The organism is uncultured Alloprevotella sp., from assembly GCF_963536905.1.
Taxonomy (GTDB): domain Bacteria; phylum Bacteroidota; class Bacteroidia; order Bacteroidales; family Bacteroidaceae; genus Alloprevotella.
The window spans coordinates 1-19,925 of sequence record NZ_CAUTBW010000027.1 but is presented as its reverse complement, the minus strand read 5'-3'; the positions used below and the strand labels follow the sequence as shown (position 1 = coordinate 19,925).

Sequence of the window (19,925 nt, the reverse complement as noted above, 5' to 3'; positions counted from 1 at the left end):
GCCTTTGTTGCTTAATCAAAGTATTCCGAATCATTATATTTAGCGTCAAGAGCAAGCTCTCCCGAATCTCTAAAATATAAACTTCCATCTATTGATACAAAGGTTTTGTTATCAGGATGTACCGTGATGTAAGGAACATCTTGAGGATCGTCCATACATTCTTCATAATAGAAGTCGGGGGCTATTTCTTTCAAGGTAGAAGGAAGAGACACTCTGCGCATTGCTTCAAAAGCATCGAAGTCTATTCGTTCAACGCCTTCTGGAATGTCTATTTCATCAATCCATAACAATCCTGCTAACGCTTTGGTTCCTATCGTTTTGATACTTGAAGGAAGGTTGATTTTATCTATGCAACAGAGATTGAAGCAGCCGCATGGTATGGACACCAAAGAGTTGGAAAGTCGTACTTTTTCGAGATCTGACATCAGAAAGGCATTATCTCCTAACTCCACAACGGAATCTGGCATACATAGCTGAGTTATGCCAGCTAAGATAAACGCACCTTTCCCTATACTCTTTAATCCTTGGTTTAGTTTGATTTCAGACATCATTTCATAGCCACAACAAGTGCCAACGCCAATGTGTTCCACATGCGGGGGGATGACCACGCTCCTTGCTTCAGGAATGTGAACAAGTGTTTTCCGATCATCTGAGAATACACAATTGTCTGCCACTACGAAATCCGTTGTGTGATGTGAGTTGAGAAAGAGTTTTGATAAAACATGAAGTTTTTCACCGTATTCCGTCATGTAGCTATACAGTTCCTCTTCGAACGACCGAGTAGTGCCGTTATCATACTTATAATCAGATATAACCAGATTTTCAAATGATATACGCTGATATTTAGTGTAGTCAAACTCTTTTGCTAACTGGGTAAAAGTGTCAGCAGAGACATTGCCGGTCAAGACAATATATACAGGAGATCCATTCTTACTTTCCCATTCTTGTAAAGACTCCTCACCAATGGTATATGTAGCTTTTTTCATGTGTTTGTTTAGGTTGTTATTATAAAGAGAATACTTATTCTTGTTCTATTATTTGCATCAAAATGTCTGATTCCTTTTTTCTTCAATCTGAAGTTTTGTTGCCATTTATCTGTGGCTAAATCTAATGGAAGCGTTATATTTTTCTATCACCTATTTGGCAGGTAAAAATACTCCTTTTTGCATAAATATGCACCCTTTTGGGGGAGAAATAGATAAAAAGCCGTTTCTTAAAAGAGTGGTTCATTTCTGCAATATCCTTAAGTTGGTATTGCAGATTTTTGTTGAGTCCTCGTACAGCAGGCGTAGATGAGTGAAGATGGGTATGAGTAGGAGTGGGTGTTATGCGACACCGCCGGTGTCGCACAGCACCCACCTTCCTCACCCAAAGCTTTTATTTTTTGCCGTTACGTTGTCAAGTTTTGAGTGTAACATCCTAAGAACGTATATACCTAAGTTTGAAAAGCATGCATCATGATCCAATCGAACCATCGTGTGGGGAGAATAGTATGTAAGAAGACAAGAGGCTTTGCTCCGAATCCGATGAGATAGCGTGCTTTAGGCCGATGCGCATTGATTGCTTTGCTGATAGTATTTGCTATGACTTTGGGGTTACTCATCATGTTGCCACTATATTGTTTGCGCATTCCTTCTGCTGTTTTGTGAGCTTGCTTTTCGTATGCTCCTCCTTTAGAACTTTCTTCCAAATGATCGGCTGCGATGTATCCCCACGGTGTTTTGATGCCACCAGGTTCGATAATAACTACATTTATTCCAAATTGCTTTGTTTCCATGCGTAGTGCATCACTAAAGGCCTCTAAGGCGTATTTAGTGGCATGATACCAAGCTCCGAAAAAGATTGTTAAGCGTCCGCCCATAGAACCTACATTTATTATAGTTCCGCTATCTTGCTGACGCATATACGGAAGAACCTTTTTGGTGAGCATAGCAACGCCGAATAAGTTGACATCAAACTGCTTGCGTGCTTCCTCTATATCAACATCTTCAACGGCACCGTATGAACCATATCCAGCATTGTTTACTAATACATCAATTTTGCCTTCTGTGGTAATGATTGTTTCTATGGCTTTGTTTATGCTTTCTTCTGATGTTACATCCACCCACAGAGGTTTTACACCAAAAGCCTTTAGTGTTTCCATCTTTTCAATCCGGCGTGCTGCGCTATAAACGATGTGTCCTTCTTTTGCTAATTTTTTCGCTGTTTGATACCCTATACCACTACTGGCACCTGTCAGGATAATTACCTTTTGTTTCATCTTTGTTCTCTTTTAGTATCCTTTCTGCTTCTGGGTGCAAATATAATGGAGCCTTTCCTAAATCTGTGTGATGATTTAGCCAAGAATTTTGATTGTGAATGTTGCAGGAGGAGTGCTTCCTATCTGTTGATTTCTTCTAAGAAAGCCTCTCCATATTTTGCTTTTTTGAAGTCGCCAACGCCAGGGACGCGGTCGAAATCGTCCAGCGTGTGTGGACGGAGTGTTGCCATGGCGTGGAGTGTGCGGTCGTTGAATACGACATAGGGTGGGAATCCTTGTTCGCGAGCCAAGCGCAAGCGGAGCTCTTTGAGACGTTCGAACATCTCTCCGTTTGTGACTCCACGCTGTATTTCTTCCGCATCGAAGAGAGAGAGGGTATCTTTTTCCTTTTGGCGCGCTGCCTTTTTTTCTTTCTCCTTTTTCTGGAAATCTTCGTGCTGAATTTGGGCAAATTCGATGGGGCGACGGCCAAAGAGGACATCGCGCCCTAAGGTGGTAATCTTTAGGTGGTCGCCCTCGTTGTATGCCACCTCCACAAGCCCGAGTTGGAGCATCTGTAGCAGGTAGTCGCGCCAGTCGTGAGCCGTTACATCCCGTCCTGCACCGAATGTCTTTAGTTGTTCATAGTGGGAGGAGCGGACTGTGGGTGAATAGGTGGCGCGCAAGATGTCGATAACTGTGCTGAAACCGATGCTTTCCTCGGTGCGGGCGATGGCCGAGAGGGCTTTCTGTGCGAGCGTAGTACCATCGAAGCGTGTTGGAGGGTTTTTGCAAACATCGCAATTGTGGCAGTCGGTGCTTGTTTCCTCACCAAAATAGTTGAGCAAGATGCGGCGGCGACAGACACTGGCTTCGGCATATTCTCGCATGCGGTTGAGGCGTTCCATATTGATATTCTGTTGACCACTATCCTGAGCGAAACGTTCGAGCTGAATGATGTCGGCGTAATTGTAAAAAAGGAGTGTGTCGGCAGGGTCGCCATCGCGCCCAGCACGTCCTATCTCCTGATAGTAGCTTTCAATACTTTTGGGAAGGTTGTAGTGGATGACCCAGCGCACGTTGCTCTTGTCGATACCCATGCCAAATGCTACGGTGGCAACGATGATTTGAACATCATCGTTGATAAATGCCGTTTGTGTTTTGTCACGAACATCGGCTGATAGTCCAGCATGGTAGGAGAGTGCGCGAACGCCTTTTGCTGTGAGTTTTTCAGCTACGCTCTCCGTTGTCTTGCGCGACATGCAATATATAATGCCTGCTTGTCCGGGGCGTTCGCTCAAGAATCGGAGAATGGCTTTGAGTTTTTCGCTTCCGTTAAAGCCGCGGATGACCGTCAGAGAAAGATTGGGACGATCGAAGGAGGAAACGGAAATATAAGGGTTGTGCAACCCGAGCTGTTTGAGAATATCCTCACGCGTCACCTTGTCCGCCGTGGCAGTTAAAGCCATCATCGGGACATCAGGTAGTCCGCGACGGATTTGTCCTAATTGCGTATACTCGGGGCGGAAGTCGTGCCCCCACTGGCTAATGCAGTGAGCTTCATCGATAGCGATGAGCGAAATTTTAGCGCGAGAAATCCACCCGTGCAAGGAAGCTAATAATGTTTCGGGGGAAAGATAGACGAGTTTGTATTTCCCGTTTACACACGCCTCTTGGAGTTGCACGCTCTGCTCAAGCGGGAGTGAACTGTTGATGGCGCAGGCTGGGATACCTGCCTCCAAGAGACTTTCCACTTGGTCCTTCATGAGCGAGATGAGTGGGGAAACTACGATGGTTAGACCCGGAAGAAGTGCTGCAGGAATCTGATAGCACACCGATTTCCCGCCTCCAGTAGGCATCAGCACAAAGCAGTCGCGCCCGCCAAGTACTGTGTCGATGATTTCGGCTTGCTTGGGGCGAAAGCTATTATAACCAAAGTATTTTTTGAGAGCTTGTAGGGGAGACATGAGTAGAAGCCCTTGATTGGAATAAAGACAGATTTTAGTTCTTAAAACCTGCTTCGATTTCTTCCACCTGGTGGCGGAAGTTCTTTTCAGTTGACAAGCGACGCTTCACCATACTGCAAGAGTGGAGCACAGTAGAGTGGTCCTTCTTGCCCATTTGTCGTCCTATTTCGGCGTAAGACAAATCCGTGTATTTATGGCTGAGGTACATAGAGATTTGGCGAGCCTGTACGATGCCCTGCTTGCGAGTTTTCGACATGACTTCTTTTTCTTTCACGCCGAAATATGTGCAAACATGGCGCGTAATGGTGTTGAGCGAAAGTTCCTTTTTTGCCAAATTGATGGCTTGAGAAACGATGCGTTCTGCCAGAGGTAGTGTGATTTCTCCACAGAAATCTACGATGGAATAGGCCATGATAGAACTAATGATACCTTCCAAATCGCGAACGCTACTATCTACGTGGGTCACAATGAAGTCGACTACTTCTTTGGGGAATTTGAGTCCGTCGCGACGAATCTTCGTCTGAAGAATCGCCCGACGCAGAGCTAAATCAGGACGTTCTATCGGAGCCATCATTCCTGCGCGGAAACGCGTTAACATGCGTTCTTCAATCCCTTCAAACTTTGCCGGTTCACGGTCGCTAGAGATGATAATCTGTCGGCCGTTCAGCTGCAGGTGGTTGAAGATATGGAAGAAAGCTTGTTGAGTCTTGGTGGTAGTGAACTCTTGAATGTCGTCGATGATAAGCACATCTATCGTTTGATAGAAGTGTATAAAGTCATTCTGAGTGTTATTGCGCACAGAATCAATAAACTGCGTTTTGAAAAGATGTGCAGGAACATAGAGCACACGCTTATCGGGATAGAGCTTCAAGAGCTTGTGCCCAACGGCAGAAATAAGGTGAGTTTTGCCCACTCCGCTGGGGCCGTAGAGGAAGAAAGGATTGAATGTCTTTCCAGGATGCTCTGCGATGGAAAGAGCCACAGTGCGTGCCAACTTATTGCTTTGTCCCTCCACAAAATTGTCGAACGTAAAATTCTGATTGAGGTTCGAATCCAGAGGCGGTAGTTTCGGCTCGGGATGTGCGGCAGGGCGTTGTGGTTGGTTTTCATCATCGGGAGAAGTTATGATCGTATATTGCAACGAAGTGCCAACGCCGAACGCTTGCTCAATCGCACTGGTCATCTCTTTAAGGAAATGCCCCTCGATATATTCTGTAAGGAAACGATTGGGAACACCAATTCTCAGCACGTGGCTTTCATAGCTTACGAACTGTACGGCAGAGAACCACGTCCTAAATTCCTGTTCGGAAATGCTTCTTTTAAGGATGGAGAGGAAAACCTCCCACTGGTCTTGCTGATGGGTGTTACTCATTATGTATATCTTCCTTCTGTTTAGAGAAGTGGTTGCAAAATTCGCAAAAAAAACCTAAAGAGCAAAATTTTAAGCTTGTGTATTCGTATCTTTTCCTTCTGCTATTCTTAGCTTTTTAGTGGGTGATGGAAGAGGCAGATAAATGCCGACTACCATGGTGTGTGGTGGCCGGCACTATGCATTATGTAGCTTCTTAGTCTATCTTTGTAGCATCCGAAGGAGCTATTCTCATTTGTCTTTTCTGCCAAACACGCTGAAGTGGACGTAGCGTTTCGGATGCGCCTTGAGGTCGGTGACAAGAGAGTCAGCATGTTGAACAGTGCGGTTGAGATTATCGTAAAGTCCACGATCGTTCATGAGCATTCCTAAACTGTTGTCTTTTGAGTTGAGTTTGGTATTGAGCTGTCCAGACAGGTTGTTGATATTACGGGAGAAACCTTCCACTTCATTCAGTGCGGAATTCACCTGTTTCATAGTGGATTGTACATCCACGCCTGCCAAGTTTTTGCTAAGTTTATTCAGGTTTGTACTTGCTTGGTTGAGTTTTGCCATCATCTGTGGCACATCGCGCCCCATCATCGTGTTGAGTTGTACACTCGTGGTGCGGAGGTTTGCCGAGATAGCTACTGCATTGTGTAGCATCTGTTGTAAAGCAGGGTCGCTGGTGAGGCGTGTGAAATTAGTTAGGATAGAGTCAATCTTCGGAATGAGAGCTACCATTTGCGGCACGCTCTGCTCCACTTTTGACATAGCTCCCTCGTGTGGACCTCCTTTGAGCGTGTCGCCTCGTTCTATATATTGTGTGGGGTTAGGACCGAGGACGAGATTCATCGTCACACCGCCCATGAGCGACGTTTCGAGTTCTGCCTTTGTCCCTTTGGGGACGCGCATTTCTTTATCGAGTTCTACAGCAACTACCACCTTATTAGTGCGATCGTAATCGTATTCAATACTGCGTACAATGCCGACTGGATACCCATTGGCATAGACGGCGTTACTGACCGTTAGTCCTTGAATGTTTTCAAACTCTACATAGTAGGTATTAGACGACTTAAAGATGTTAACACCTTTCATGAAATTGATTAGGCCGTAGAGCACAGCGATGGCTACAATGGCTGTCAAAGCAATCTTTACTTCTTTTGTGAAAAAACGCATATTGTTCTGTATGTGTTGATTGTCGGGTGAATGTATGTATAATTATTTTTTTTCGTTACCTTGAAACTTGACGATAAAAGCATCGGGATATTTCTTTTGCAGCTCTTTGAGTGCGCTGCGTGCTTCTGCTTGAGAGGCATAGTTGCCCGACGTGTATTTGTAGAGTTTCCCCTCGTGATAGCATCGCACATCGGGAAGCCCCTTGAAGCGTGCATCAGTGGTGGGGAGTTTTGTTGGCGTGGTGGCAAACTGCAAGCGGAAGGTAAGCTTGTTTTGCTCTTTAGCAGGTTCGCTTCTCTCAACTTTTTTCGCTGCGGAATGCTTTTCCGAGTTAGCGGACGACTGTGCGGAAACTGCCAGATCTTTTTCTTTTACGATGAGATAACTCTTGTATCGCGCTGGTAGTTTCTTAGCTGCTTGTTCGGCTTCGGTTTTACTATTGTAGTGCCCCGTTGTGTAGATATAGAGGTTCCCCTCCTTCGTACATTTCACATCTTCCATTCCGCGGAAAGTGGGATCTTTGAGCGAAACCTCCGTTGAGGTAGCAGCAAACTGGATTGTATACGTTGGGCCTGTTGGAGTTTTTGCTGCGGGAGTGGGCTTGGTCGTTGTAACTTGTTTTTCCTCTTTGCGAGGTTTCGGTTTTGTGGGTTCTTTGCGTGGCGTTGCCGTTTCTCTGTGGGCTGGCTTTGCTGGAGCATTCTCTGCAGCTTTGGTATTTCTTTTCTCGGCAATGATTGTTGTTTCTGTATCTTCTTTCTCTTGAGGAGCAACAATGGGAGTGTTGCTTGTTTCTACTGGCACAACCTGTACCACTGTGGCATCCTCCTTCGGCGTAGTCTCCGTTGCGGAATAGTTGCTGAAGATGGGAGGTGGTAGGGTCTTCCCTACGTATCCGTGCTGCTTGCGATAGTCTATAAAACCATTATATATAGCCGTACTGAGCGTGTTGATTCCTTCTTTGGAGTTGAGAAACGTTTCTTCTTCAGGCGTTGAGATAAAGCCTAATTCTGTTAGCACAGCGGGCATACTGGTTTTGCGAAGTACGAGGAATCCCGCTTGATGCACGCCTTTATCCTTGCGATTGGCGCGTACATAGTGTTTCTGGATGCAGCGTGCCAAGTCTATGCTCTGTCGCATAAATTTGTCCTGCATAAATTCGAAGATAACATAACTCTCCGCTTTGTTGGGGTCAAAACCTTGGTAGCGTGTCTGATAATCCTTTTCGTAGGTGATAACACTATTTTCGCGTTTTGCCACTTCGAGGTTAGCTCCAGCACGCGCCATACCGAGAGTGTAAGTTTCCGAGCCGTAAGCTATGCGCCCAGCTGGTAAGGAGTTGGTATGTACAGAGATGAAAAGGTCCGCCTTGGCGTTATTCGCAATATCGGCGCGCGTGTCGAGCGGAATAAAAATGTCCGTTTTGCGCGTATAAATCACCTTTACATCGGGGCAGTTTTGCTCCACCAAATTACCGAAGGCGAGTGCCACTTGAAGGTTTATATCCTTTTCTTTAGAGAAACCACCCACTGCTCCTGCATCATGTCCGCCATGACCTGGATCGATTACCAGAATAAAGTTTTTATCGGCCCAAGTAGTGGTGCTACCAATGAGCAGAAAAGCGATTGTGAGCAGTATGTGTCGTAATCTTCCGAACATATCAAGACAAATATGCGGCAAAGGTAAAAATAAATTTCCATACACACATATTACTTTCTTCTTCCTCCTTTGGAAATGGTCACATTTTCATTTCTTTATGCAATTAGAGTCAATCTTAGTGTGGGAGCAGATTGGGTTTGATCGTAAATATCCTTATTGCGTTTTCAAATACAATAAGGCTGTCAGCTGATAGCCTTATTGCGTCAGCTGGCGCGCTTATTGTGGCTGAGGTGTGAAGAGAGAGGTTAGAAAATATGAGCAATTCTCCTCACTCCCTATATCTTTATTTCTGTTTTATGTCGTAATGTCGTCACACTTTGAATTTAATTAACTGTAAACGTATATGTTATGAGCGTGACGATGTGTGACAACAACGTGACAACAAAAAAGTTGTTGTCACGCATCTAATCATCTATTTATCAGTATGTTCTCTCCGCTGTGACAACGTGACAACAAAAATGGAGTTTTTTCTTGATGGGAGACGTTCTTCTGCGTGTTCACCTACTTGTTTCTCGTGAGGGGCTTGTTTGCAGCGGATAGTGGCTAAAAAAACAGAACGGCAGGGGAAGCTGCCGTTCTGTGAGATGTGAGTTAGTGTATCTCCATTTCGTTGAAGAGATATTTGCTTTCGCCGAATTTGTCGAGAATCCAGAGAACGTAGCGAATATCGACATTGATGCAACGCTGGAGTTCGGGATCAAATTTGAGGTCGCTACTCAGAGCTTCGATATTCCCATCGAATGCTAAACCGATGAGCTCACCCTTCGCATTCATTACTGGTGAACCAGAATTGCCGCCAGTGATGTCGTTGTTGGAGATGAAGCAAGTGGGCAGCTGACCATCCTCGCGCGCATAACGTCCAAAGTCGCGCGCTTCATAGAGTTGGCGCATACGCGGATGTACGATGTAGTCGATATTGGTGCTGTCCTCTTTCTCAAACATACCCTTCAGCGTAGTCCGCCAATCGTAGAGAACACCATCACGAGGCTTCATGGCCTTTACGTGTCCGTAAGTCATGCGCAGTGTGAAGTTGGCATCGGGAGCTTTGGAGTTGTTGTACATCTCTTCGAGTCCACGAACGTAGGTCTTCTCCAGGGGTTGGACGGCCATTTTGAAATGTTTTGTTCCCTCCAATTTTTCAGAAAGTTCGTCAATGTCTTTAATCATCTTATAGATTGGGTCGGCAGTGAGCGTCTCTGCTGATGGATTGGCAAGGAATGTCTCCAGCTTTTTGCGGCTGGCGAAGATGGATTGTGAGATAAGTTCGTAGGGATTGCCTACCTGCAAACTGCGCGATATGGGCAAGCGGCAATTTTTCTCCCAGATGGGGAGCAGCAAGCGGGTGCGTTCAATGACATAATCCTTGGTGAAATCTTCCAGCTTTTTGTCATAGCTTTCGAGCAAATCTTTGCTGCTGTTTTGGATGTCCTGACGGTTGTTTGCCTTTAACGCAGCGAGCAGCTGTTGCATGATTCTGTAGGATGCGGGGTATTTGATGTTGCCCAGTGTTGCATACAGCAGATTATCGTCGAAAATAGAATCCTGATAAGTCTTGCAGAGTTTGTTGATGTCGGCTACCACTGTTTGGTATTCAGGCTTCCCGCTTTGGTGCGCAAAGTCTTGGAAGCGCTTTTCTTCACGGCGTTTCTCATCGATAAGTTTCAAATTACGCACTGCTTTAATCATGCCGTCATAGTTCTTCACCATATTGCCCAGTCGCATATTGGTGCTTTCAAGAACGAGGCGAATGCTATCGTTCTTTTCCATATATTTTTTGTAGAGATCGAGAACGGGCCAGCCCGCGGCAACTATGGGTTGATTGATGCTATTGACGCGCAGTGCCACTTGTTCGGAGGTGAGAAAACGCGATGTTGAGCCAGGAAAGCCCATCACCATGGTGTAGTCGCCCTCTTGAATACCTTTTGAAGAAATGCGCAGATAGTTTTTGCGTTTCAGCGGAACATTCTGGGGACTGTAGGGAGCAGGCTGTCCGCTCTTATCGGCATAGATACGGAAAGCGCACCAGTCCACATTTTGGCGCGGCCATACCCAGTTGTCGGAGTTGCCTCCAAACTGTGCTACATTAAGCGGTGGATCAGCCACGAGGCGCACGTCAGTATATTCCTGCATATAGATGATGTAGAACTGGTTTCCGCCGAAGAATGGGAGCAGAGTTGATTCGATACCTTTCAGCTTTGCATACTTCGATTTCTTACGCAATTCGCTGTTCATCTTCGATGTGAAGCTGTAGCTCTGCCGTGTATATTTGTCGATGCCCAAACGGCGTGCCTCAGCTTCGACCTGCACCGTTACATCTTCAATCGCTAAGACAAACGTGAAGGTGAGATTCGGAGTGGGGAGTTCCTCTGCACGGCTCTTTGCGAAGAAGCCATCCTTGAGATAGTTTTTCTCGACACTGCTCATAGCGTGGATGTAAGAGAAACCGCAATGGTTGTTGGTGAAGATAAGGCCGTCGGGCGATACCACTTCACCCGTACATCCGTTGCCGAAGATGCCGACAACGTCTTTCAAGCTCGGGCCTGTCTCACTATAGAGTTGGGAGGGCGGTAGTTGCAAACCTGCCTTTCGGAGCGAGTCGGCAAGGTGTTGCTGTTCCATGAGTTTTAGTAGCCACATACCTTCATCGGCACGGGCAACAAGGCTGCACAGAACAGCCATTGCAAACAATAATATTTTCTTCATATCACTGTGGGTTTAAGGATTATCTGATGTGAGAGTTGTGAGTTAGCCCCGAACTCGATGTGGCTCAGAATGGATAGCCGATGGCGAAATGGAAAACAAGCCCGTCTTTGAATTTCTCCAAATTGTAGAAACTGCTGCGGCTGGTTTTGTAAGGCGCGTGGAGTCCGATACCTAAATCGAAGCGTAGGATGAGAAATTCCAAATCGTAGCGTAGACCTACGCCCGTGCCTACTGCAATATTTTTTAGCGTGGAGGCAGAGAGGCGTCCGCCCGGCCTATTAGCATCTTCGCGCAGCAACCAAACATTACCCGCATCTATGAATGTTGCACCATAGAGCGAGCCAAAAAGATGGGCGCGCAGTTCGGCATTAACTTCCAGTTTGATGTCGCCGGTCTGATCTATATAGGAGTATTTAGAATCATTGCTACGATAGCTACCGGGGCCAATGGTTCGGATGGTGAAGCCGCGAACGGAATTGGCACCTCCCACATAGAACTGTTCGGCATAAGGTGCAGTAGTGCTGTTGCCATAGGAGAAGATGGCTCCACCAAAAAAGCGTGTGGCCAGTGTGAAACGGTTGTTGATGGGAAGGGTATAGTGCACCTCCGCCGTTGTCTTCACAAATTGTGCGAACGGACTTCCGAAGATGCGTTTGTTCTGCTCGCTAAACTTCTTACCTGCTGCGGCATAAAAGCCTGAAAAGAGGTTTCCGGCTTCTTTTGCGTGGAGCTGAACCATTAGCGTGTTGCGGTGTCGGGCAGTAGAAGTGTATGTGAAGGTGTAGGACATGGCTGGGATGAACTGGTCGCGCATGGACACTGCCAGTGTGGGGTTGGCAGCCATGATAGAGTCGTAGGTGTGGGAAGTGTTGATGGTGTTGTTGAAGTCGATGCTGAGTGGCGTTAGCTCATGGAGCATGTTCGACCTCTTATACCAGTTGTATGTTGCACTTAGTCCGGCACTCACCAAGGTGAAGAAACCAGCTCGACGCTTCCAGTCGCCGTTGAGAGCAAATGTTGTTTCGGCGGGGAAGTTGAGACGACGGTGCGAAATGATGGGTGCAAAGAAGCGTGGGAAAGTGAAAGAGAGCTGTGAGCCTAATTCGTAACTGTTTAGTAAAGAGTTGTTGCTACGGATACTTGAGCCAAACTGCCATTCATACGAACCAAATATTTTGAACGAAACAGTTTCTCCACCACGAAAAGCGTTACGCTTGTTCATCTCATACGACAAACCCGGGCCTACTTGCTGATTGCTCTTGAGGGTAGTGTTCATTTCAAAATCAGAATCGTAGCGTTTGCCCATTTGTGCCGAAATGTAGACATCAAGCGAGTCGCAATTAGCAGCAGTGTCTCGCGGTACATAGCTAACATCAAGCATATTGAAAACACCTATTTTGTTCAACTTCTCCAGAGTGTTGCGCTGATCGGTATAATGATACAACTCGCCTTTACTATGCATGACGGCGTGGCGCCACATACTGGAGCGTAGCGGCATCTTATTGCCTCCATACGTATAAGTGAAATTCTGATTTGTATGTGAGGCGTTCAATTGTTCCTCTTCATTGCGTCGTACGTTTATATATGTTTGTCCAATGTACCACGGGTGATTAGCAACAGCAGGGATATTGGATTTGGGCATCACACGGAGTTGCACAAAATTTTCGCGGAGTAAGGTGTCGGCTTGATAAGTGGTGTAGTCGTCTTGCCAGTAATAGTAGCCGTTCTCTCTGAGGAGCGAACCGATACGCGTTTGTTCATTTGCCAGTTTCACGACGCTAAAAGGTGCACCTTTTGTTAAGAGGCGGCTCGATTTCGTGGAATGAAGCAGACTGTCTTGCCGTGCACCATACGAATAGTATTGAATTGAGTCGAAACGCGACAACGGTCCAACATTCACCGTGTAATGAATTTTAGCTTTCTTGGGATTTTTCTGTTCTATAATTTTGTATTTCACTTTGCTACGGAAGTACCCATAATTCTGAAGAGTGTTTTGTGCCACCTTGATGCGCATATCAGGATTAACCGTTGAGACATAGACCGGCTGCTGAGCAAAGCATTTATAGATCCATTTTCCCAAACCAGACTTAGCATCAACGAAGCCATTATAGAACCACAACCCCAACTGGAAAGGAGAGCGCAGATATGAAGAACCGAAAAGCGCATTGTTAGGAGGATAGGAGAGTACGGCTTCCACTTCCTCTTGCGCTGTTTCAAAAGCTTCTTTATTGATAGCACGTTCTGCCGCTTCAGCTTGTTTTTCAGCTTTCTGCTCAGCTTTAGTTTTTTTTCCGTTTAGAGCTGCATCTTTGAGCTTGTCAATCGTGTTGCCATCTGTTCGTCCTGACAAAACATCACTCACCGTATTTGCTACATCTGCAATGGTTGTGATAACGCCCACCGAGTCGAGTCGAATCTTGCTTTTCTTTACGGGAGTGTTAGTGTAAGAAATCTTGTCGATGCCGATATACAATTGCTCATCACTGGGCAATTTAGATGTAGTGGAGCACGAAGTGAGGAACAGCAAAAGGAGTAGTACAAGTCCCGTTGTATTTCTCGAACTTCTCGAAAATGAACGAATACTTATAGCACGTGCTACCCGCTGGGAAAATATTTTGTTTTGTTTCATTGTTACTTTCTCTTATAGAATGGTTTCTCTTTTAGAATGGTTTCTCTTTTGGCTTTTCCGCTTCAGCGGACGAGAGCAATATATCGACTTATTTTTTCTCTCTCTTGCGCCAGAAGATGAAGAGATCGCCAAACTTATCCGTCTTTTTGCGCACAGAGTATCCCAAACCAGCTTTTGTGAGCTGTCCTTCGAGCGGATCTTGCTGGTCGCGATCGTAGAAGACACGCAAATAGCGAGTTGCCCCTTGGTTCATTCGGTATTCAACGCTCACGTTGTTGATAATGCTCTCTGCACGATTGTCTGCATTCTTACCTGCACTGACACGCCCTCCGATGATAACGCGGATACGATCGTCCCAGAAGCGTTTAGCAAATTGGAAAGAATAGTCAGTGGTTTGTGTACCGGCGAGCGATGTTCCGGTTTCTACGCCCACGCTCAAATCGACGCTCTTTAGTGCATTACCAGCAATGTTCTGAATCTCATTTTGGAGGAAAGCGTTTAGTGCATTGTTTGCCTTAAAGCCACTCTTCATTGAGCTTGAGTCGGTGAGGTACATACCTGTTGCCATCATTGCCACAGCCGCTTTGTTGCGTTGTTCCTTCGACATGGCGGCCAATTGGTTTTGAACACTTAAATCTTCGGGAGCAGCAATGGTGAATTCGAGCCCCATTTTGTCGAGCGTGTTGGTGATAGAAACGCCAACATCAAAAGCAACATTGCGCTGTTGCTCGTTTTCTGTGACGAGCACTTTCATGCGCTCCAGTGCTGTTACGTTGAGTCGAGGATTGGTAGGGTCGCCTGTGAAGTCGATAGTGCTGCCCTCCACCAGCTTAAATGTGCGGAGTGGAATGACAGGTAGTTCATATTTCATCTCGCCCGAACTTGCCGTTAGTCGACCAGTGAGGCGCATATCTCCTTGATGTGTGATGCGGAATGTTAGGTTGCCGCCGCCTTCAATATTGGCATAGTTCTGTCCATCTTCGGAGAGGAGACAATTGAAGTGGGCTCCTTCGTTGACATTGATACCCAGCGCGAGATCATAGCTGGATGAGGCTTGTTCTTCACTTTCTGTTTCTTCTTCGGGATCAGTGAAATTTGTGAACTTCACAAGGTCTTCAAGACGATTGTCTACGGAGATGGGGGAATCCTTCAGAATATATGTCATATTTGTATTATCGAGAATATCGAGTTGTCCTCGAATAGACAGATTATCTACCGTACCTTTTAGCGTACCTTGGCAGTCGGCATAGATTTTTCCAAACACTAGCGAATTGCGCTTACGTTGCGCATTGATAAGCTCGAAATCTTTTGCTTTTACATTGAAGTCTAAATATACTTTGCTAGTGTTGCTCATGTCTATGTCGCCATTGAGAACAAGCGGATTCTTCCCTGTAGAATATAGGTTGTAATTTTCAAAATGCACCTTAGAGTTGTTGATAGCAACAGGCTTTTCTTCCATGCGGAAGTCAAAACCGTAGACGTCAGAGTAAACGTGGCCAGAATCCACATCTAACGAGCCATTGAGTATCGGGTTCTTTGCTGTTCCTTGTAGCGTGAAATCGCCTCCCGCTTTACCGCGTAATGCTACATCAGTTCCCTCAAGGAAGGCATTGAGCATAGGCATTGGGAAATCGTGTAGATTGCCTTTTACGTTAAATTCCCCGCTCTTGTCAGCGTATGTACCTTCTGCTTCGAGCACTTCGATACCACCCGAACTGATAAAGGCTGAAGCGTAGTGTTCTCCGTTCGATTTGGGCAAGTAAGTGACATCAGCTCCAATCTGTCCCAGGCGTGTACCATCGAAAGCAAAACTATTGGCTTGAAGTGAACCCATCGCACTGATGCTCTTATGGTCGTCGAAGAAGTGAATATCTCCCGAGAGCATACCTTGCATCTTCGGTAAGAAAGGAAGCACATTGGAAAGCTCACCTAAATTGACATTGTTCACAGAAAGCGTGATATCGTTGACACTATCGGTGGCTGTGGAGTAAATCTTAAGACCTGTACCGTCATCCGCCGTTAAGTTTACATCCGCCCGAATCTGTTTGTTGTTTCCCAAGAAAATGTAGTTGTCTTTATTGATGCTAAAATTGCGATAAGCCAGAACGGGTTGTTCGGGATAAAGAACGATGTTGATACCATCTTGCAATACGTCGGCGCGCAAACCCACATCGAAACCTTTATCTCCGTCAGCATCAAAGAACTTAGCTTGTATTCCAGCTCCTTGAGAAAGGACATAACCATGTAGCTGTGCGTTGAATTTATTTGGGTTCCGTCGCGTGTAGTTTCGGACACTTCCATCAATAACTACGCCCGAAGTATCTTGAGATATAGCTAAGTTGACACTGTCTAAAAGCAGTTTACCCGTTGTGATAGAGTCAGCACGGATGAGACCCGACAATCCCGAAGAGGGATGAGTGTGGAGATCGATATAAGCCGTGCGGAACTGATACCCTTTAATGCGTAAATAGTCGCTCACAAAATTGGTACGTGCCGCTTCGAAATGGAAATCCATTACTGGTAGCTCACTCTTGAGAACCTCTTGATTGAGCTGACGGTGAGCCAGTTGCTTTTCAAACAGGTTGAAGAAACGCGTGAGGCGCGGCACAAGGCGATCAACATTCCCCCGTGTTCCGAGTCGAAGTACCATGTCGCCACTGGTAGCAAAGACGTGGGTTGAATCATTACCCGTCCCGATTGAGAAATCTATATCGCCCGGCGTGAAACCTCTATTAGGCGTCATCGCCAAGAGATCGGAAAGTCGGCCAGATGCAGAGTAAGACGTAAATGTGCGATTGGTGCGGAAGCTTAGGTCTATCTGACCGCCACCTTGCAGGGTGTCCGCCGTTAAGCCCAGCCTGCGGAAATCGATTTTCTCAAAATTGCTCGACAATCGGCCGAAGATGTCTCTACCTAATGTAGCTTGGAGCGTTCCTTTTCCAGTAAGTAGCGCGTTGTTAATGCTGAACTGAGCGTTCGATGTACTACCTTGTTGGCGAACCGTGATAGCTAGTCCGCTTAGATCATAATTGGCGTAGTTAAAACTACGAACATGAGCATCAACCGTGAGACCGGCGCGGGGGGAAAGCACATCGAAACTTCTGCTACGTGCAGAGAGTGTCCCACTAAATGCCGATAGCCCCATATTAGGTAGGAACTGCTGCAATGCGAGTTGGCGAGCATCAACGCGAACATCAAAGGCCTCTGTTTGCAGATTAATTCGTGCTTTCACTTTAGCATTTCCGCGCCCTGTTGCAAGGTTCGTGTTGAGTTGGTAGTCAGTGCCGTGGAAGGATAGGTTACCTTTCATCCCCATCGCAGCAGGAATACTAACTGTTTTGGCCACATCGGGCAAAACAGTTTTGAAGAGTGAGGGGAGAGTTGTTCCCGTGCGGAGCGCAAAATTCATTTTTGCCGAAGGCGTACTTCCCGTGATGCCGTCCAGTCGTCCATTACCCTTGAAAGTCAGTATTCCTGGTAGGTTGATAGATGTGTTTTGGAAGACAAGATGAGCCAAATTCCCCGAGAAACGTCCATTGAGCGAAAGCGTTCGGTTGGGATAGAGGCGGAGATAACGAGCAGGAAGATAACCGCGCGCCAAGTTTTTCACATCAGGTGCCCCTAATGTTGCAACGAGGTTCAAACTAACTGAAGTACGACTGCCTTTGTCAAAAGCTGAGAAGGGTAGATTTATCGTGGCACGCAGCGAAGAATAGGGCGTTTTTAGGTTGAGGGCAGGAAGCACTATGTGTGTGCTGTCAAGATACACCGCTCCGCTGAGCTGTTTCACTGCAAAACCGCATTGCTCCTGTAAGGCAACGTGGCGCACACCCAAGCGCAAAATGCCTGCGCGGTTGTAACTGAGCGTGTCTATTTGTGCGTTTAGCCCTGTCACTACAACGTTTGTTGGATCGAATGGCTTTGTGGGCTTTTGTAGTGTAGTTGAATTGCTGGAGGCTGTGCGGAACTTCCATTGTTTTCCGCGCGCTGTTGTCTCTGCAGGAAAAGGATTCCAGCGTTCCAATTCTGCCACGTTATCGGTATAAGTGTAGGCAATGCGCAAACTATCTTTGTGGTTTCGTTGACGGTCGGCAGGAATTGCAGGGATGGGATTCTTTGGTGTCCAAGTGCCGTCAGCCCCATTGGGCGTATAAGCGACATTCCCCTTCTTGATATTCAAGCTGCGGAAGGCATAATACGCCTTACCCGTGTCGAAGTCGCCATCGGTGAGCACCGCCTTTTTCAATTGAGCCGCCACCCAAATAGTGTGATGCGCCTTTTGGGGAGGCGTGGTGGGCAAAGCTCCAGCCAATGCTACACGAGCTTTGACATTTTCGAGACAGGCTTCGTCCACACGTATGCGCCAATGGCTCTTGGTGGTCGTAGTATCGTCGAGCGCACTATCGGCGAGAGCCACTGTTATGTCTGAATTGCGCAGTTGTGCCAACTGAACATGAACGTCCTGTTTTTGCCAATTCACGCCTTTCGTTTCTGCTGTGAGATGCCCCACAACTCCTTTGATGCGTGTGTTTGAGATATAGTTTTTTGTATCTATTCGCGACACGTCTAATTCAATTCCACTCACATTGGCTTGCCCATGAAAGAGAGGGAGCATTTCCAAATTGAGTCGAACGGTGCGTGCGTTGAGCAGCGTGTCGCCTTTCTGCACAGCTTTCACACCATTCACGTTGAGATCCAACGGAAAAGCCAGTCGAACATTATCGACGGAAAACTGAACGCCTGTTGTTTCGCTGAAATGCGTACAAACGCGCTGGACTATAAAGTTCTGAACTGGTGGAAGATAAACCAGTAGGGCCAGTATGAGGAAGAGGTCTATTGGTGTGCAAACCACCCATAGTGCCACCTTTCCTATTTTTCTTAACTTGTTTGATTTCGGCATATTGGGCAAAAATACGGATTTCTTGTCGTAGCCCCATATCTTTCCGTTACAAACTCTTCCTTTTTCTCGCTTTTTTCTCTCTCCCTCCTTTCCGTGTTTTGCAGATGATTGTTTTCATACCAAAGAAAATCCCCACAAACTTACTCGCAGCGAGCAGTTAGTGGGGAAATTTCTATTGTAGGGAGAACACTACTTGCGGAGAATCTTCTGCGTAGTTCCATTGCTCATACGGACGATGTTCAGTCCGCGCTGTAGCTCGTTAAGTCTGCGTCCGTCAGTAGAGTAAATCGCCTGGATGTTTGCATTGGCTTCAGTGGTAGCCGTAACAATTCCCGTACTTTCTTTCTTTGTGAAATATCCTGTAGTGGGATTCGCCATGGAAGCATCCCTCTTACTTGCATCATAGGGCACTGCTCCTTTGAGATTTGTACAACCATAGAACATTCCATAAGATTCTGAACAAGTCCAAGTATTATTGCAATAGATGGTTTGTAGAGAATTGCATTCATAAAACATATCGCTCATGTTTTGCACGTTCTCCGTCTTGAAGTTGGAGAGATTGAGGGAAGTTAAATTATGGCAGCCATCAAACATAAAGCTCATGTCTTGCACGTCCTCTGTATTGAAGTTGGAGAGATCGAGGGAAGTTAAATTCTGGCAGCCAGAAAACATAAATCTCATGCTTTGCACCTTCTCCGTCTTGAAGTTGGAGAGATCGAGGGAAGTTAAACTCTTGCAGCCATAAAACATTTCCCTCATGTCTTGCACGTCCTCTGTATTGAAGTTGGAGAGATTGAGGGAAGTTAAATTCTGGCAACCATAAAACATTCCCACCATGTTTTGCACGTCCTCTGTATTGAAGTTGGAGAGATTGAGGGAAGTTAAATTCTGGCAGCCAGAAAACATATAGCTCATGTTTTGCACGTTCTCTGTATTGAGGTTGGAGAGATTGAGGGAAGTTAAACTTGAGCAGCCCTCAAACATTGAACTCATGTTGTACACGTTCTCTGTATTGAGGTTGGAGAGATTGAGGGAAGTTAAACTTGAGCAGCCCTCAAACATTGAACTCATGCCTTGCACGTTCTCTGTATTGAAGTTGGAGAGATTGAGGGAAGTTAAACTTGAGCAGCCATAAAACATTTGCCTCATGTATTGCACGTTCTTCGTCTTGAAGTTGGAGAGATTGAGGGAAGTTAAATTCTGGCAGTCCCTAAACATTTCACTCATGTTTTGCACGTTCTCCGTATTGAAGTTGGAGAGATTGAGGGAAGTTAAATTCTGGCAGTCCCTAAACATTTCAC

The 19,925-nt window shown here is 46.1% G+C and carries 10 protein-coding genes; all 10 read right to left on the bottom strand.

The window, feature by feature from the left end:
* Positions 1 to 11: 11 nt before the first annotated feature.
* On the bottom strand, positions 12 to 986 hold the full coding sequence (locus ABLA33_RS06085; RefSeq protein ID WP_347719639.1) for a leucine-rich repeat domain-containing protein: 975 nt from the start codon (positions 984 to 986) through the stop codon (positions 12 to 14).
* Between the two features lie 449 nt (positions 987 to 1,435).
* A complete protein-coding gene (locus ABLA33_RS06080) occupies positions 1,436 to 2,260 on the bottom strand; it encodes an oxidoreductase (protein WP_347719638.1) in 825 nt (274 codons plus the stop codon).
* A gap of 119 nt (positions 2,261 to 2,379) precedes the next feature.
* The gene (gene recQ / locus ABLA33_RS06075) at positions 2,380 to 4,206 is read right to left on the bottom strand and encodes a DNA helicase RecQ (RefSeq protein WP_347719637.1); all 1,827 of its coding nucleotides are present in this window, start codon (positions 4,204 to 4,206) and stop codon (positions 2,380 to 2,382) included.
* A gap of 34 nt (positions 4,207 to 4,240) precedes the next feature.
* The gene (dnaA, locus tag ABLA33_RS06070) at positions 4,241 to 5,578 is read right to left on the bottom strand and encodes a chromosomal replication initiator protein DnaA (RefSeq protein WP_311490208.1); all 1,338 of its coding nucleotides are present in this window, start codon (positions 5,576 to 5,578) and stop codon (positions 4,241 to 4,243) included.
* 228 nt (positions 5,579 to 5,806) lie between these two features.
* The gene (locus tag ABLA33_RS06065; protein WP_347719636.1) at positions 5,807 to 6,733 is read right to left on the bottom strand and encodes an MlaD family protein; all 927 of its coding nucleotides are present in this window, start codon (positions 6,731 to 6,733) and stop codon (positions 5,807 to 5,809) included.
* Between the two features lie 42 nt (positions 6,734 to 6,775).
* Entirely contained in the window at positions 6,776 to 8,392 is a 1,617-nt protein-coding gene (locus tag ABLA33_RS06060) for an N-acetylmuramoyl-L-alanine amidase (RefSeq protein ID WP_347719635.1), read from the bottom strand.
* Positions 8,393 to 8,983: 591 nt separating this feature from the next.
* Positions 8,984 to 11,095: a S46 family peptidase gene (locus ABLA33_RS06055; protein ID WP_347719634.1), complete on the bottom strand. Its 2,112-nt coding sequence runs from the start codon at positions 11,093 to 11,095 to the stop codon at positions 8,984 to 8,986.
* A 64-nt stretch (positions 11,096 to 11,159) separates the two neighbouring features.
* Positions 11,160 to 13,724: a BamA/TamA family outer membrane protein gene (locus ABLA33_RS06050; RefSeq protein ID WP_347719633.1), complete on the bottom strand. Its 2,565-nt coding sequence runs from the start codon at positions 13,722 to 13,724 to the stop codon at positions 11,160 to 11,162.
* Between the two features lie 88 nt (positions 13,725 to 13,812).
* A complete protein-coding gene (locus ABLA33_RS06045; protein WP_347719632.1) occupies positions 13,813 to 18,624 on the bottom strand; it encodes a translocation/assembly module TamB domain-containing protein in 4,812 nt (1,603 codons plus the stop codon).
* Positions 18,625 to 18,813: 189 nt separating this feature from the next.
* Positions 18,814 to 19,925, bottom strand: a 1,112-nt coding sequence (locus ABLA33_RS06040; protein ID WP_347719631.1) for a BspA family leucine-rich repeat surface protein, incomplete at its 5' end; no start/stop codon positions are given.